The sequence below is a fragment of the Psychrobacillus sp. OK032 genome (genome assembly GCF_900111345.1).
Taxonomy (GTDB): domain Bacteria; phylum Bacillota; class Bacilli; order Bacillales_A; family Planococcaceae; genus Psychrobacillus.
In genome coordinates this window covers 359,397-375,340 of the sequence record NZ_FOGY01000004.1, presented here as the reverse complement: position 1 = coordinate 375,340, position 15,944 = coordinate 359,397, and the positions used below count along the sequence as shown (strand labels likewise).

14 protein-coding genes, 2 rRNA genes, 3 pseudogenes and 2 riboswitches are annotated in these 15,944 nt (G+C 36.5%); of the genes and pseudogenes, 16 read left to right on the top strand and 3 right to left on the bottom strand.

Annotated elements, in window-relative coordinates:
* From BMZ04_RS10680 to BMZ04_RS10670, 3 genes are all read left to right on the top strand, one after another.
* Window positions 1–89, top strand: a 23S ribosomal RNA gene (locus tag BMZ04_RS10680); the annotation flags it as partial.
* Between the two features lie 59 nt (window positions 90–148).
* Window positions 149–264 (top strand): 5S ribosomal RNA (rrf, locus tag BMZ04_RS10675).
* Window positions 265–781: 517 nt separating this feature from the next.
* Complete coding sequence (locus tag BMZ04_RS10670; protein ID WP_093269639.1) at window positions 782–2,047, top strand: M48 family metallopeptidase; 1,266 nt, start codon at window positions 782–784, stop codon at window positions 2,045–2,047.
* Between the two features lie 243 nt (window positions 2,048–2,290).
* Here BMZ04_RS10670 and BMZ04_RS10665 read toward each other — a convergent pair whose 3' ends face one another.
* A complete protein-coding gene (locus tag BMZ04_RS10665) occupies window positions 2,291–2,515 on the bottom strand; it encodes a hypothetical protein (protein ID WP_093269550.1) in 225 nt (74 codons plus the stop codon).
* A 297-nt stretch (window positions 2,516–2,812) separates the two neighbouring features.
* On the opposite strand from BMZ04_RS10665, the gene BMZ04_RS10660 reads away from it, so the two are divergent.
* Window positions 2,813–3,013 (top strand): cold-shock protein, encoded by a 201-nt coding sequence (locus BMZ04_RS10660; protein WP_093269546.1) that lies wholly within the window; start codon window positions 2,813–2,815, stop codon window positions 3,011–3,013.
* A gap of 107 nt (window positions 3,014–3,120) precedes the next feature.
* Here the strand turns inward: BMZ04_RS10660 and BMZ04_RS10655 are convergent, their stop codons facing one another.
* Window positions 3,121–4,026 (bottom strand): DMT family transporter, encoded by a 906-nt coding sequence (locus BMZ04_RS10655; RefSeq protein WP_093269542.1) that lies wholly within the window; start codon window positions 4,024–4,026, stop codon window positions 3,121–3,123.
* A 106-nt stretch (window positions 4,027–4,132) separates the two neighbouring features.
* On the opposite strand from BMZ04_RS10655, the gene BMZ04_RS10650 reads away from it, so the two are divergent.
* Window positions 4,133–5,032, top strand: coding sequence for an AraC family transcriptional regulator (locus tag BMZ04_RS10650; protein ID WP_093269537.1), 900 nt, complete (start codon window positions 4,133–4,135; stop codon window positions 5,030–5,032).
* A 462-nt stretch (window positions 5,033–5,494) separates the two neighbouring features.
* On the opposite strand, the gene BMZ04_RS10645 is transcribed toward BMZ04_RS10650, so the two are convergent.
* Complete coding sequence (locus tag BMZ04_RS10645; protein ID WP_093269533.1) at window positions 5,495–6,097, bottom strand: LysE/ArgO family amino acid transporter; 603 nt, start codon at window positions 6,095–6,097, stop codon at window positions 5,495–5,497.
* 100 nt (window positions 6,098–6,197) lie between these two features.
* Between BMZ04_RS10645 and BMZ04_RS10640 the strand changes: the two genes are divergently transcribed.
* From BMZ04_RS10640 to BMZ04_RS10595, 11 genes and pseudogenes are all read left to right on the top strand, one after another.
* Window positions 6,198–7,619, top strand: coding sequence for an aminotransferase-like domain-containing protein (locus tag BMZ04_RS10640; protein WP_093269527.1), 1,422 nt, complete (start codon window positions 6,198–6,200; stop codon window positions 7,617–7,619).
* 124 nt (window positions 7,620–7,743) lie between these two features.
* A complete protein-coding gene (locus tag BMZ04_RS10635) occupies window positions 7,744–8,487 on the top strand; it encodes a class I SAM-dependent methyltransferase (protein ID WP_093269522.1) in 744 nt (247 codons plus the stop codon).
* An 81-nt stretch (window positions 8,488–8,568) separates the two neighbouring features.
* Window positions 8,569–8,700, top strand: a riboswitch (FMN riboswitch).
* A 146-nt stretch (window positions 8,701–8,846) separates the two neighbouring features.
* Window positions 8,847–8,977: riboswitch (FMN riboswitch) on the top strand.
* 151 nt (window positions 8,978–9,128) lie between these two features.
* A complete protein-coding gene (ribE, locus tag BMZ04_RS10630) occupies window positions 9,129–9,767 on the top strand; it encodes a riboflavin synthase (protein ID WP_093269517.1) in 639 nt (212 codons plus the stop codon).
* A 19-nt stretch (window positions 9,768–9,786) separates the two neighbouring features.
* Window positions 9,787–10,380 (top strand): annotated as a pseudogene (ribB, locus tag BMZ04_RS10625) (3,4-dihydroxy-2-butanone-4-phosphate synthase); the annotation flags it as partial.
* A gap of 72 nt (window positions 10,381–10,452) precedes the next feature.
* A complete protein-coding gene (gene ribE / locus BMZ04_RS10620) occupies window positions 10,453–10,920 on the top strand; it encodes a 6,7-dimethyl-8-ribityllumazine synthase (protein WP_093269514.1) in 468 nt (155 codons plus the stop codon).
* A gap of 106 nt (window positions 10,921–11,026) precedes the next feature.
* Window positions 11,027–11,437: a DUF4275 family protein gene (locus tag BMZ04_RS10615; RefSeq protein WP_093269511.1), complete on the top strand. Its 411-nt coding sequence runs from the start codon at window positions 11,027–11,029 to the stop codon at window positions 11,435–11,437.
* Between the two features lie 274 nt (window positions 11,438–11,711).
* Window positions 11,712–12,335 carry a sporulation-specific diadenylate cyclase CdaS gene (gene cdaS / locus BMZ04_RS10610; RefSeq protein WP_093269636.1) on the top strand — a complete coding sequence of 208 codons (624 nt, stop codon included), beginning with the start codon at window positions 11,712–11,714 and terminating at the stop codon, window positions 12,333–12,335.
* A gap of 242 nt (window positions 12,336–12,577) precedes the next feature.
* Window positions 12,578–12,721, top strand: a pseudogene (locus BMZ04_RS23160) (MarR family transcriptional regulator); the annotation flags it as partial.
* A 153-nt stretch (window positions 12,722–12,874) separates the two neighbouring features.
* Window positions 12,875–13,857, top strand: a pseudogene (locus BMZ04_RS10605) (ring-cleaving dioxygenase).
* A gap of 18 nt (window positions 13,858–13,875) precedes the next feature.
* Complete coding sequence (locus BMZ04_RS10600) at window positions 13,876–14,481, top strand: NADPH-dependent FMN reductase (protein WP_093269507.1); 606 nt, start codon at window positions 13,876–13,878, stop codon at window positions 14,479–14,481.
* 499 nt (window positions 14,482–14,980) lie between these two features.
* Complete coding sequence (locus tag BMZ04_RS10595; RefSeq protein ID WP_093269502.1) at window positions 14,981–15,922, top strand: ring-cleaving dioxygenase; 942 nt, start codon at window positions 14,981–14,983, stop codon at window positions 15,920–15,922.
* Window positions 15,923–15,944: the final 22 nt, after the last annotated feature.

Below are 15,944 nucleotides of genomic sequence, written 5' to 3'. Positions count from 1 at the left end.
CCTCAAAGACGATGAGGTAGATAGGTTCGGGGTGGAAGCGTGGCGACACGTGCAGCTGACGAATACTAATCGATCGAGGACTTAACCAAAATGTATTTATCTGTTGAAAATGTCTTTTATCCAGTTTTGAGTGAACAAGCACTCATTGTCTAGTGATGATGGCAAAGAGGTCACACCCGTTCCCATACCGAACACGGAAGTTAAGCTCTTTTGCGCCGATGGTAGTTGGGGGATTCCCCCTGTGAGAGTAGGACGTCGCTGGGCACTGATAAGAAGTCGTTATCGAGTTAATCGGTAACGACTTTTTCTATTGCTGCATGTTTAGGAAATTAGCTTCTATTTTGAATAGTATTTTTGCCAGCTGCATTACTGAGGGCAATTCACATATGCATACATACTATTTTATTGGAGTTGCTTGCATTCACAAGTTATTTCTCAGATGTCCTGAACGTATAATATTCAGCTAAAATTTCTTAAATGCTAATTAATTCCTACTATTATTAATCTAGAATTATTAACAAAACTAGAATAGATGATAAATACCGTTTGCGGATGATACATTCGATATTATTATCAATCGCCAAGAATCATTATGATAGCGAAGTAAAACGGGATTAAAATGAAACGGTATATTTATCACCCAACAGGTTAGCGGAAGGAACAATGAATTTTTTCAAGAAGCTGATTCCTAATTTCAAGCACTTACATATAAAAAATGGTTCTATCTTTTTCTTTTCTGATTACACTAAATGTAGTAGGTGTAATGGAAGGGGTAGAGGATTTGGCGAAAAAATGGGGAATTACCGCTCTATTGTTATTTGGGGTATATGTTTTAGCTATGTATGTTTATATCTTCCATAGTGGAAGTGGGAGTATACCAGCAATATTAAAGGGGACAGTTGCGGATCCGCAAACTTTTATGACGGAGCGTGAATTGTACCTAAGTGGGGAGTATTCAAAAATAAGGAATTTCCTCTTTTTTATCGTTACTCCGTTTGAATGGCTTATCTATTTCTTTATTCTAATTACTGGCCTTTCTCAATTGTTCGAAAAATGGCTTCCTTTAAAAAACAAATGGGCAATCGTACAAAATGCAGTTTATTTATTTTTACTATCCTTGCTTCTGTTTACGGTATCATTTCCTCTAGATTATTACAGATACAATTTAAGTAAATACTACGGGATTAGTACACAGGCTTTCCATTCATGGATGCGAGATAATCTCATCGAATTTTGGGTTACCTTCGGTCAGACTCTAATCGTAGTATCTGTTCTTTACTGGCTCATTAATAGAAGCATGAAAAGATGGTGGCTAACTGCTTGGTTATTAATGATTCCTTTTTCTATATTTTTAATGTTTATCCAACCAGTAGTAATTGACCCATTGTATAATGATTTCTATCCACTCACGAATAAAGAATTAGAGAAGGAAATTCTCGAGCTTGCTGAGCAAGCAAATATCCCGACAGAGCATGTGTATGAAGTGAATATGGCGGAAAAGACAAATGCGCTAAATGCTTATGTGACGGGGATTGGGAGTAATGCAAGGATTGTATTATGGGATACGACGTTAAGCCGTTTATCCGAAAATGAAATTCTGTTCATTATGGCACATGAAATGGGACATTATGTGGAGAAACATATCTATTTTGGGATCGGTGGTTTTCTTTTAACGATGCTTGCAGGGCTTTGGTTAACATCGAAAATAATGCCTTGGACCATCGCTCGTTTTGGACGTGTATTAAAAATCGAACGTCTAAACGCGATTCACTCGCTGCCATTGTTTTTACTTATTACTTCTTTTTTATTATTCGTTTCGAGTCCACTTTCCAATTATATTTCTAGATACCAAGAAACTAGGGCAGATCAGTATGCAATAGAGTTAGTGTCAGACTCGGAGGCAGCTGTGAACACTTTCCAGGAACTTACAAAGGCCGGATTAAATGAAGTGAATCCACCACTACTCGTGAAATGGTTTCGATATGCTCATCCGACGATGTTAGAGCGAATAACGAAGGTAGCGAAGGAAATAGAAGATGAAGAATGAAGACGATACTTAAAGTGAGTGTATATAAAAAAACTGTCCCAATATAAAGAGCATTTAATAAGTTATTGCTAAAATATAAAAAGGTGAGAGTTCACAGAGCTCTCACCTTTTGTATACGTTTATTGTGTTCGTACCAAATTCCTCAGAGAATTCTTCGTTTACGTTGTATTTAGAGTAAGTGTTATTACTATGGGTGTTGGTATGTCTTTTGTACATGTCTAAACTATCTATTTTGGATAAGAATTATCTTCTTTTCTTCTTCCCAAGATCTTTTGTGGCAGTTTTACTTTTATCCACTATTTTTTCAAATTCTATATATACATGAAATACGTTTTCTTCAATCTGCAGAACGCTAATAACTTTTCCTTTTCTGCCTTTAATTTTTATATCCTCATCGACAGATGGAATACTTCTTAACGCTTGATTTAATATTTTGGTTTTATTTTCATAAAAATGAACAGCAAACATCTTTCTATCCCCTTTATATTTAATTTCTAAAAGTTAGAATCTATTTATTTTATGATGAACATCTAGATATAGAACTTTTGGGATAATTAATAAGGGAGAGAGCAAAATATTGCTGGACAAACGTATGGAACTGATATATAATAAGGTTAATAATCAAATTACTTTACTAGAAAAATTATAAGTTCGCATATTATAAAAAGTAATCGAGTTTGTGAGGTGCTTTTTTAATATGTGAACTTTTTTTATATCTGTTGAAGAATTTATATTATTCACTATATTTTTTGGAGGTTTTCTTAAATGAAACAAGGTACAGTAAAATGGTTTAACGCAGAAAAAGGTTTCGGTTTTATCGAAATGGAAGGCGGAAGCGACGTATTCGCTCACTTCTCAGCTATCCAAGGCGAAGGTTTCAAATCACTTGACGAAGGTCAAAAAGTGGAATTTGAAGTTGAAGATGGTCAACGTGGACCACAAGCAGTTAACATTACAAAACTTTAATTCTTCGGAATTAGGTTAATGCTAAGGCGTAAATTGGAGACACTCATTTATGGGTGTCTCTTTTGCGTCTTTTTTTTACGTCTATGATAGTGGCTTTGTCTCGGTCACTAGTACGATTTTCTGTTCATTGCTAATAATAAGATCATCCCAATGATGCAGGCTGTGCCCACCCATTGGAATATTCCAAAAGGTTCTTTTAACCAAATGACCGTTGTTAAAACAGCAGCTAGTGGCTCTAAGCTACCTAAAAGGCTAGTTTCTTTAGGGGAGAGACTTTGTAAACTTTCTATATAAAACCAAAAGGCAATCATTGTGCCGAAAATTATGACGAATACTAAGTAGAAATATGCTTCTGTCGTTAAAGTAGTAAAGTCAAATTGCCAGGGCGGATGGACAAAACTTAATGCAACACCACCTATAATCATTGCCCAGCCAACGATGACAAGGGAATCATATTGTTTTAGTAAAGGAACGGCATATAAAGTATAGAATGCTAAAGCTAGCCCAGATAAAATACCCCAAACGATTGCTGGAGCTGGCACTGACAGTTGGGAGGGAGAGCCATTAGTTAATAGAAAAAAACAACCAACTAATGCAAGCGAAACAGTTATCAAATCTTGTCTGGTTAAAACAGCTTGTCTTCGTAAAATTAAGTAAATAATAATCATGACTGGGGCTAAATATTGTAATAGTGTTGCTACAGCAGCATTCCCATGCTTTATGGATGCCATATAAGTATATTGAACAGCAAGCATACCGAGTAAACCGAAAATAATGAGTTTAACAGCTGTACTTCTATCTTTCCAGACACCTAATATTTGAGAACGATCTTTTGCAAAAAATTGAACGAATAAAAGTAAACAACCAGCTATTAATAATCGTGTCGTTACGAGCCAATTTACATCAATAGCGAATTGTTGAAAGAGCTTTTGTGCAACAGTTCCACCAACTCCCCAAAACATAGCACCCGTGATCACAAGAATTAATCCAATTTTTCTAGTAGGTTTATTCAATATTTAATCACCTTCTTAAATATAATAATAGTATGATTGTATATGAAAAGCTGTCTTCATAATACTTAAATTGAATAAAAAAATATAAATATATTGAGGTGATACGATGCAAATCAAAAATTTCAAAGTAGATGAAAGCTTAAAAGAACTTACAAATCATCATACAGTTGTGTTACCGATTGCATGTTATGAAACAACTATTGCTCAAAATATTCAAGGGCATATACCACTTCATTGGCATGATGAAATTCAATTTGTTTTGATAGTAAAAGGGGAAGCAATCTTTCAAATAAATGAAGAAAAGCTGCTAGTCCGAGAAGGCGATGGATTATTTATAAATAGTGGTTGTCTACATATGGTAGAGGAAAAGAACCAATCGGGATGTATTTATATTTGCTTAAATGTAAATCCTCATTTTCTTTTACCACAAGAACTCTGGGCTACATATGTATATCCCTATATTCAAGCTACTAATATACCTTACTTATATATAGATGCAAAAGAGTTATGGGGAAGAAATATTTTAAATGCTTGTATAAAAATTAACGAGTGTATTCAACAAAAGTTATCATACTATGAAATTGAAATTACTGGACAGTTAACGTTCATGTGGCAAAGCTTAATCATGAATGGATTTATATTGGAATACGATCAGGCGGAAATGTTAAAGAGTCAACGAATGAAAAAAATGTTGAACTGGATACACTTACATTATGCGGAGAAAACCATGTTAGATGATATCGCAAGAGCTGGTCAATTAAGTCGTTCTGAATGCTGTCGATATTTCAAACGAATATTAAAGACAACCCCTTTGAGTTATGTAATGGAATATCGAATTCAAAAAAGTTTAATACTACTGCAACAAGCAGAATCCAATGTGACAGAAGTTGCCTATCAAGTAGGGTTCAATAGTACAAGCTATTTCATCGATAAATTCCGAAAGTCGATGCATATGACACCATTAGCATATAAGAAAGAAAAAATGGATGATTATTTAATAACTTGAAAGTAGGGACTACTGCTACTAAGCAGCTGTTTTAGAAAAGGGGTTAGTGATAAAGTCTCGAAAAAGACTAAAGATACGGATGGTAAATTCAAAGACTTGCTTACAGATACAATTATGAATAAAAGTGGCTCTTGGAATCTGGGACACAAACCAGGTTATGAATTTAGAAACCTGTGCTTTGGAAAGAACGGTGATAGTTTCCATTTTAATAGAAAGACGTCCCAAAAGATGAAGTTAGTTTTGGAACGTCTTTTGAGTTATGCGCAATATATTATCTGTTACTCGCAGCATCTTAGGCGAATTCGCAAGATAGTGATCCGAACCGCAAGATAGCTTCTCCAAATCGCAAAATCTAATTTGAGAATCGCAAGATAGAGACCCTGAATCGCAAAATCACACTTGAAAACCGCAAGATAATCTATATAGGGATTATATCAACTGTAGAATAGAGCAATTCACAAATTAACGCAAACCTACAAGAAGATAAACTGCAGTACACCATATAAAAACAGCGGAACATTTATTGAAAATAGTCATCAGCTTACCAGTTCCATCGAGCTTTTTCATTGTTGCTCCCGCAAATGTCAGTCCGAAAAACCAACACCAAGATACAACGATACAAGCTACCGTAAATAATAATTGCTCTGTCCCAACGTACTTTAGTGCACTAGTCCCAATAACGCCTACCGTGTCTAAAATAGCATGTGGATTTAATAGGGAAACGGACATCGCAAAGACAATTTGCTTCCTTACTTTTAAACTTTTCCCCGTTTCTAGGCTAGCAGGTTTTGATTTCCAAATCGAATACCCCATATATAAAAGAAATACAATTCCAACTATCATCAGTGCTAGTCGCAAACCCTCAAATTGCAAGACGATGACGGACAAACCAAATACCGCAAGTACAATTAGTAAAGTATCACAAATAGCAGCTGTAATTGTAGCAGGCAATGCTTTTAACAAGTTTGGTTGTGTGGCTCCTTGCGAAAAAATAAAAACGTTTTGTACCCCTAAAGGCAAAATAAGTCCAAATGCTAATAAAATACCATGTATGATTGCTTCCAATTTCAAAAACTCCCTTCTCATCCTACTTTAACTATGTTACAACTAAAAGAAAACAACCAATTGGATGGTTTATGAACCAACCAATTTAAGGAGAGATACTTTGAATTGGAAACCAGATCGTCACTCGCATTTGTCACTCCATATCCAAATAGTCGATTGGTTTACGACACGTATAGAGCAAGGAGAATGGCCAGTTGGTACAAAACTACCACCACAGCGCAAATTAGCTGAGCTGTTAGGTGTGAACCGAAGTACAATTATCGAAGTTCTAGATGAATTAAAGGCGGATGGTTTGCTTGAAACGAAAAGAGGGGCTGGCACCTTTGTATCCAATAACTCATGGAATGTTCTACTGAACAAATCGCAACCAAATTGGCATAAGCACATAGAAGCAAGTATCCATAAACCAAATTATCATACAATCCAGCTCATTAATGAATACGAACAGGTTTCCTCTATGATTCGGCTTGGTACGGGGGAACTTTCCCCGGATTTATTACCAACTAATCTTTTAGAACAATCCCTTCAATCTATTTCCTTACATGCTCGAGACATCGGTTACTCGGAACCGAAAGGAAGTAAAAAGCTACGGGTAGTTTTAAGCGATTATTTGCAGAAGCGGGGAATACATACATCGCCGGAGAGTATTTTAATCGTTTCTGGAGCACTGCAAGCGTTGCAACTGATATCTGTTGGTCTACTGGAACCGCAGTCAATAGTCTTTCAGGAGCATCCATCTTATTTAAATTCGGTTCATCCATTTCAATCTGCAGGTATGCATATGCTGTCCATCGAGCGGAATGAACACTTAGCCGAAACTTTAAAAGCTACAAGAGGGAAAAGACAGTCACTTTTTTATAGCATGCCAACCTTGCATAATCCCACAGGGAATAATTTAACTATTGAGGAACGCAAAGAATTATTGAGAATATGTGCAGAATTACAAATACCGATTGTAGAAGACGACGTGTATGCTGAATTATTGTTTGCTGAATCGTTACCCGCCATGAAATCGATGGATCAAGCAGGACAAGTAATGTACATAGGAAGTGTTTCGAAAACATTAAGTCCTGGACTCAGAATCGGCTGGGTTGTAGCCCCTGAACCCGTTATAAATCGCTTGGCGGATATTAAGATGCAAACGGATTATGGATCGAGTGCCTTCTCTCAAGAAATTGTTGCCCACTGGCTATCTACTGGTTTATATGAGAAGCATGTTGCAAGCCTGCGCCAGCAATTAAAAGAGCGTACTTTGTTCGTAGAGACTATTCTTGAAAAAGATTTTGACCAGATTGCTACGTGGGAAAAATCGAAGGGTGGCTTTTATATTTGGCTTCGATTCAACGATCCAGTTGTTAATAAAGCGCTGTTCTTGAAGCTCATAAAGCAAAGTGTTCTCATCAACCCTGGTTATATATACGATCCAAATGATTTGCACCATATAAGACTTTCCTATGCATACGCCACTTTGGAAGAGTTAAAAGAAGGATTGAATATTTTATTAACTAGTGTAGATTTCTGAATAATCTGTGTCATAATGTATTAAACTACAAGTTATTGGAGGGCAATATATGTTGCTTTACAATTGATCCATATAGAACAACCTTATTGAATGATATAACTGTTGGATAAGGAGTGTGTTCAGTATGGAATGGGTAAAGAATTTTTACGATAAACAATTTCAATTATATAAAGAAGGCTTAACAGGACCAAACGAAGAGCATGAGGAAATATTGACAAAAATAGAGACTTTGGCTTCTAAACCTTTCCGTTCTATTTTAGAGTTAGGCGCTGGAGGCGGGGAATTTGCAATAACGGCTGCTAAAAAAGGATATGCTGTTAGTGCAGTTGAGTTAGTGCCATCCCGAATCGACTATATGAAAAAGTTGAAAAGTGAACATAATATTATTGGTGAGCTTGAAATCATTGAAGGGGACTTCTATGAGGTGGAGCTTCAAAAAACCTTTGATGTTATTTGCTATATAGATGGATTTGGTATTGGTAATGATCAAGATCAGCGAAAGTTATTAAAACGAATGAGCGGTTGGTTGAAGTTAGATGGTTGTATATTAATAGATATTTATACACCTTGGTATTGGGCAAGTGTTGCAGGTCAACAGATGCGTGTCGGTAACAAGCATAGAAAATATGATTTTGATTTTATGCAGTGCCGAATGCTGGATACATGGTTTGATGGAGATGAAGCTGTGACACAATCTTTACGCTGTTACTCCCCACAAGACTTGAGGTTATTATTAGAGGATTCTGGACTCACACTTGTGGATATTAAGCCAGGTGGTGCAATGGACTACAAGACTTGGGAGTATCATGAGAACGTTAACTTAAATGAAGCCATGTCTTACATGGCAAAACTAAAGCTACGTTTCTGAAAATTGTCATTATGCAATATATTTTAAGTTATTGTAGATGAATTTTTATTCTCCAAGTGTTATACTATCTTTTATAGATGAATAGTCCTTCGGGGTCGGGTGAAATTCCCAATCGACGGTGATGCAGAAACTGCTAAGCCCGTGAGCCTTTTTAAGGCAGGATTTGGTGCAACTCCAAAGCCGACAGTATAGTCTGGATGGGAGAAGGATGTGCAAGTAAGCTTATTTCCTTATGGAGTGAACACACTTCTAAAGGTTTATTTAGTGATGCTTGCAACATAAAATTCCTAAACACCCCCGTAGAGATATGTCTATGGGGTTTTATTTTTACAATAAAACCGAAAAAATTTCATACAAGTGTATTCCTTCGGGGTCGGGTGAAATTCCCAATCGACGGTGATGAAGTAATTCTAAGCCCGTGAGCCTTTTTAAGGCAGGATTTGGTGCAACTCCAAAGCCGACAGTATAGTCTGGATGGGAGAAGGATGTACGAGTAAACTTATTTCCTTATGGGGTAAAACAAACCTCTAAAAGGTTTATTTGTCGATGCGTAAAACATAATTTCCCTAACTAACCCCTTAGAGCCAATCTATGGGGTTTTATTTATGTACAAATTTCTTAAGAGAAAAGAGGTGTTGTGAATGTTCACGGGAATTGTGGAAGACTTGGGTGAAGTAAAGTCGATAAAAAACGGTCGGAATAGTATGCAGCTAACATTAGAATCTAAAAAGATTGTTGAAGATATTCACTTAGGTGATAGTATCGCGGTAAACGGTGTATGTTTAACGGTCATCTCCTTTTCGGATAATCTTTTTACTGTAGATGTCATGCCAGAAACAGTGAAGTCTACAAGCATCCGTTCTTTACAAATGGGACATGTTGTTAATCTGGAGCGGGCCATGCCTGCAAACGGTCGATTTGGCGGTCACTTTGTTTCGGGGCATGTGGACGGAACGGGCGTTATTTTACGAAAAAGAAAAGTAGAAAACGCGGTATATGTGGATATTGGTATTAGTGAAGAATTGAGTAAATACTGCATGCTAAAAGGTTCGGTTGCAATCGATGGCATTAGCTTAACCATTTTCGATGTAAAGCCAAAGCAGCTAACAGTTTCGCTTATTCCACTTACATTTAGTGAAACAATTTTAGGCATAAAAAGAGAGCAGGATGTAGTCAATATTGAAAATGATTTACTTGGCAAATATGTGATCAATCATTTAGAGCAAAAGAATCAAAGTTCAACTCTTACGATGGACTTTTTAAGACAAAATGGATTTTAAAAAAGGCGGTGTTTTGGATATGTTCCATACAATTGAAGAAGCAGTGGAAGATTTAAAAAAAGGGAAAATCATTATCGTTGTAGATGATGAAAGTCGCGAAAATGAAGGAGATTTTCTAGTGTTGGCAGATTTTGCGACACCAGAAAATATAAACTTTATGGCAACACATGGCCGCGGCCTGATTTGCACACCTATAACCCACCAGTTAGCGGATCGTCTAGATTTGAACCCGATGGTAGAGCATAATACTGATAATCATCAAACGGCTTTTACCGTTAGTATCGATTACAAAACGACCGATACTGGAATAAGTGCATTTGAGCGTTCCGAAACAATTTTAGAATTGTTAAATGAAGAATCGGTGAGTTCAGATTTCCGTCGTCCCGGTCATGTGTTTCCACTCATTGCAAAAGATAACGGAGTACTGGAGCGTCCAGGTCACACCGAAGCAGCAGTCGATTTCGCAAAACTTTGTGGTGTTCAACCCGCAGGAGTTATATGCGAAATTATGAGTGTAGATGGTTCTATGGCGAGAGTCCCAGAGTTACATACTATTGCAGAGGCGCATGATTTGAAATTCGTGACAATAGAGGCATTAGTGAATTATCGTTATGAACGGGAACAAAAAAACAAAGCGATGGTTTGATTAGAACAAAAACATAATATAACTTAGGAGAGATGAAGAATGGGTAAAGTATTTGAAGCAACGTTAATCGGAACAGATTTAAAAATTGGGGTAGTTGTAGGTAGATTTAATGAATTTATTAATGGAAAATTATTGGATGGTGCAATGGATGGTTTGAAACGTCACGGAGTAGCCGAAGATAATGTAGATGTCGCTTGGGTACCAGGTGCATTTGAAGTACCTTTTATCGCGAAAAAAATGGCAGAAACGAAAAAATATGATGCCATTATCGGTTTAGGTTCAGTTATTCGTGGTTCTACTACTCACTATGATTATGTTTGTAATGAAACTGCGAAAGGCATCGCGAGTGTTGGATTAACAACAGGCGTTCCGGTTATGTTCGGTATTGTAACGACGGAAACAATTGAACAGGCGATTGAACGCGCTGGCACTAAAGCTGGAAATAAAGGCTATGATGCTGCGGTATCTGCAATTGAAATGGCGAATTTGAATCGTTTGTTTGATTAAAAAAGAAATAATTCAGGACAGACTGAAACTAGTCTGTTCTTTTTTGTTACTTATTATAATCGTATACTACTAGTAATAAAGATACATTGAGAATGAGGGAAGTAAATTGAGATATAAAGAGTTAAAAACTTTAGAAATACCAAAGTGGGGACCTTATCTGCGGGAGCAATGGCGGGAGTACTTTGCAAAACATCTTTCAACGGAAGAACAAAATTCAATTGGGATGGACGGATTTCTATGGCATTTATGTAGCTGGAAAAAAGTTGAATGTTTTGAGAAAGAAGTGGCGGAAGCAGCCTTTAAAAAACAATTGAAGCAGAAGTGTACCATTTTTTATCAGTTTATAGACGAGGCGTATCTTCTTGAAAATGCTAAAACACTTACAATAGAAGAATTACCATATGACCAGCTTCACATGTATTTTGGTGACATTTACATTATGGATTGGAAAGGTAAATGGACTTTTATCATGACGCATGAAACTGAATTTGGGCCTTATTTTATTCAGAAAGAATGATGTAATCGTATTAAATTAATTATAAAAGATGCAGGATAAAGTACTTTTTGATAGCTTCCTATTTAGGTAGAAGTAAATAGTTTTTTAACAAATAGATTGATTAATCAAATAAGTACTAAAAAGAAAGAAGGTTTATATGAACATAAAGAATGATTTCATAGCACTGTTAATTCATAACTATGTCCTTGAAAAAGTAAGTATGCTTTACTATGATTTGGGTAAAGTTAAAGAAAGGCAGAGAACTGTAGTTATAATTTTGAAACGAGGTATTGATATGTCTCATAATGCTTTTGATTTAACACCACTAAAGAAACAGTTAACAGAAAGATTAGAAAATATATCGTTTGAGATAAATAAAGGAATAAAAACATTAAACGATGATAGTTATTGTGTTTTGGGGGAGCTAAAAAATCTCAAGGATAAATTTGCAGAAGTAGAAACTATGGCGGCTTCTTTTTATCTCAATAATTATTTAACACCTTATACCGATAAATACTTGGAAATATCTACTTGCATTCAGCATTTGTCTCATCAAAGACATGGGGCATTAATTGTGATTGAGCGTAAGGATCAAGTGGACCCATTCATTCGAGCTGGTACGGCTATTGATGCAACATTGACCCAATCATTATTAGAATCCATCTTTTATCCTGGAAATCTTTTGCATGATGGTGCTGCATTAATAAGAGGAGATAAAATTTACTCCGCAGCAAACGTTCTACCATTATCTAGCATAGTGTCGGGTGGAAAGAAACTTGGTACCCGTCACCGTGCAGCAATAGGACTCTCAGAAAAATGTGATGCGTTAGTTCTAGTTGTTTCAGAGGAGTCGGGAATTATTTCTTTCGCTATAGATGGAAGTCTTTTTCCTATAAGTGTAACTAGCTCTTTCATTTAAAGATAAAAGATTCAACATAACGCCTCATAAATTGCAGGTTAAATACTATTTTAATAACTGAGTGTTGACAGCTAAAATGGATTCATGATATATTTAGTTCGAATTAAAGATTATTTATTTGAGGATATATTGATTAGAGACATTTTCTGGAGTGATACGATTGGAATTAGCTACAGAAAAGTTGATTGCTGTTTCGGTTTTCTTTCGTGCCTCCAATTGAATCCTACATACTCTATTAGGATGGCGTTCAGCTGATTCAAATGATTGGAAAAAAGGTTCTCATTTCAAGTGTAGTATTACTTCTGTAATAGATAAGCTGGAAAAAAAGAAGTTAGTTGTTCGTAAAGCATTTCCAAAAGATGGTCGTGACTTATGCTAGTCTTACGGTTCTCGAGAAGCGCTTATGGATTAAATATTTTCTCTAAGCGGATATGAACAAAATGATTGAACTACTTAAATTAAGTAGTATGCAAAAAAAAAATTTTAATAATTATCTTGAATTCAAGAATTATTAATTCATGAAAAAAGGAGGAAACGTAATGAACCATTTAAAAGGGATACACCACGTAACAGCGATTACAAGTAGTGCAGAAAAAAATTATGAATTTTTCACATACGTATTAGGAATGCGTTTAGTAAAGAAAACAGTCAATCAAGACGATATTCAGACGTATCACTTATTCTTTGCAGATGATAAAGGGTCAGCTGGTACAGATATGACATTCTTCGATTTTCCAGGTATCCCAAAAGGAACACATGGAACTAACGAAATTTATAAAACAGCTTTCCGTGTACCGACAGATACAGCACTTGATTACTGGATGAAACGTTTGATAAGTACGAGGTAAAGAATAATGGTATTGAAGAAGTGCTTGGTAAGAAAACTATTTCATTTGTGGACTTTGATGATCAACAATATATGTTGGTTTCTGATGAATTCAACGAAGGTATTGAATCAGGAACACCTTGGCAAAATGGTCCAGTTCCATTGGAATTTGCGATTACCGGTTTAGGACCAATTCATATTCGTATCGCACAATTTGATTATTTTAAGGAAGTATTGGAAAAAGTAATGTTAATGCGTGAAATCGCACAAGAAGGTTCACTGCATTTATTCGAAGTCGGCGAAGGGGGAAATGGAGCGCAAGTAATTGTGGAACATAACACGACTTTACCAGCGGGGCGACAAGGATTTGGTACAGTACACCATGCAGCCTTCCGCGTAGAAGATACAAAAGTACTATATGAATGGATTGACCATATGCAAGCTGCCGGTTTTGGTACTTCCGGGTACGTGGATCGCTTCTTCTTTGAATCTTTATATGCACGTGTAGCACCCGGCATCCTTTTTGAATGGGCAACAGATGGTCCAGGATTTATGGGGGATGAGCCTTACGAAACAGTAGGGGAAATCTTATCATTACCACCATTCCTCGAAGGAAAACGCGAACAAATTGAGGCATCTGTGCGACCTATCAATACAGTACGTAGCACACTAAACATCCAAAAAGAGTACTTGTAAGGAGGTGAATTATAAAAAATGGGATTTTTAAGTAAATTATTTGGAACACAACAAACAAAACCTGAGGAGGAAAAAACAATGACAAAATCAAATATAGGTATTATTTTAGGTTCAACACGTGAAGGACGCGTAAGTCCACAAGTAGGGGCATGGGTAAAAGAATTAGCAGATAAACGTGGAGATGCAAACTACACTATTATCGATATTGCAGAATACAAATTGCCACTTTTAGGTGAAGCAGGCGGCGACGCATCAGGTGCAGCAGCATGGTCAGAAATCATTTCTAAACAAGACGGATTCGTATTCATCGTTCAAGAATATAATCACTCAATCACTGGAGCACTTAAAAATGCTTTAGATTACTTACGTGAAGAGTGGAACAACAAAGCTGCAGGTATCGTATCATACGGTTCTGTAGGTGGAGCTCGTGCAACAGAACATTTACGTGGAATTTTAAGTGAATTACTAGTAGCACATGTACGTGTACATCCAGCACTATCACTATTTACAGACTTCGAAAATGGTACAGACTTTAAACCAGCTGCTGTACAAGCAGATTCAGTAAACCAAATGTTAGACCAAGTGATCCCTTGGACAAATGCATTAAATACTGTACGTAAATAATTTTATTATATGTAATTCTTTACAAATCACAAAATGTGCATGAGCATGTACATTTTGTGATCTATATTAACTTCATTCAGCAAATGTTTTATTGCGATAAGCTTGCGTAGGAGCAGAAGTCTTCCACTTCTATAAGTGGTGAAATAATTGCAAAACATACATACAATTCAGTGTTGGTCCACAAACCCTGCTGTATATTTAGGAACTCTGGCTAAGATCGCCGCGTCCTGCGGCAACGCCTGAGTGACCAACATCTTGTTGGCCCAAAGCCTCCGGCGGATGCCACAGATTTTTTAAAGGAATTTATCGAGCTAGCTCGATAAAAATCTGGGCGCAATGTTTTCTGCGGAGCTGAACGAAGAGAAGCGGGAGCAAATACGCTAAAGCGTATTTGATTAAACTTTGAACAAAACGATATCAAGTTAATTGAAGGTTTTGCTCAGAGTTTATAGATAACTAGAACTAAACTTGTACTTTTTAAAAAAGGGGAGGAATCAAGATGAACAAAATAGCTGGACATCATCATATTTCCATGATTACAAAAAAAGGCCAACAAAACAATCAGTTTTATCAAAAAGTGCTTGGGCTTCGTAGAGTGAAAAAAACGGTCAATCAAGATGATCCGAGAATGTACCATCTATTCTATGGAGATTTAACAGGAAGTGCTGGAACTGAGCTATCTTTTTTTGAAATACCCATGGTAGGAAGTACGAAAAGAGGAACAAATGCTATTACGCGAATTGGTTTACTCGTGCCTTCTTATGACAGTTTACTATATTGGAAGAAAAGATTTGAATTACTAGATGTGCAACATGGGGAGCTGACCATGTATGCAGGACGTGAAGCTCTTCATTTTGAAGATTGTGAGGGACTTCGTTTAGTCCTTTTAAATAATGACGGTGATGAAGTACCGGAATATTGGCAGCCTTGGGACGATTCAATCGTCTTAAGTGAGCATCGTATCCTTGGAATGGGTGCTGTGGAAATGACTGTACAATCACTTGATAGCTTAGCGAGTACATTAGAAAACCTCTTTGGGTATGAGCTTGCTTCGCAAAAAGAGAACAAAGCTATCTATCAATCGGTAAAAGGACAGGCTTTTGGTGAAATTGTCATTGTGGAACAAGATGGTCCGAAAGAAAAACCAGGAAAAGGCAGTGTACATCATGTAGCTATCCGGGTAAAAGATGGCAAAGAGCTACGCCAGTGGCAACAGCGTATTCAAGATTTTGGTTTTGAGGTTATGAAAATTACAGACCGTTACTATTTTGAGAGTTTATATTTTAGAGAAAAAAACGGGATATTATTTGAGTTAGCAACAGACGGGCCAGGATTTACAGTAGATTCTTCTATTGAATCATTGGGAAAAGAGCTCGACTTACCACCATTCCTAGAAGATAAACGTACGGAAATAGAGGCAAAACTATTACCCATTGAGTAAAGGGTAGATAAAATTGTATGAG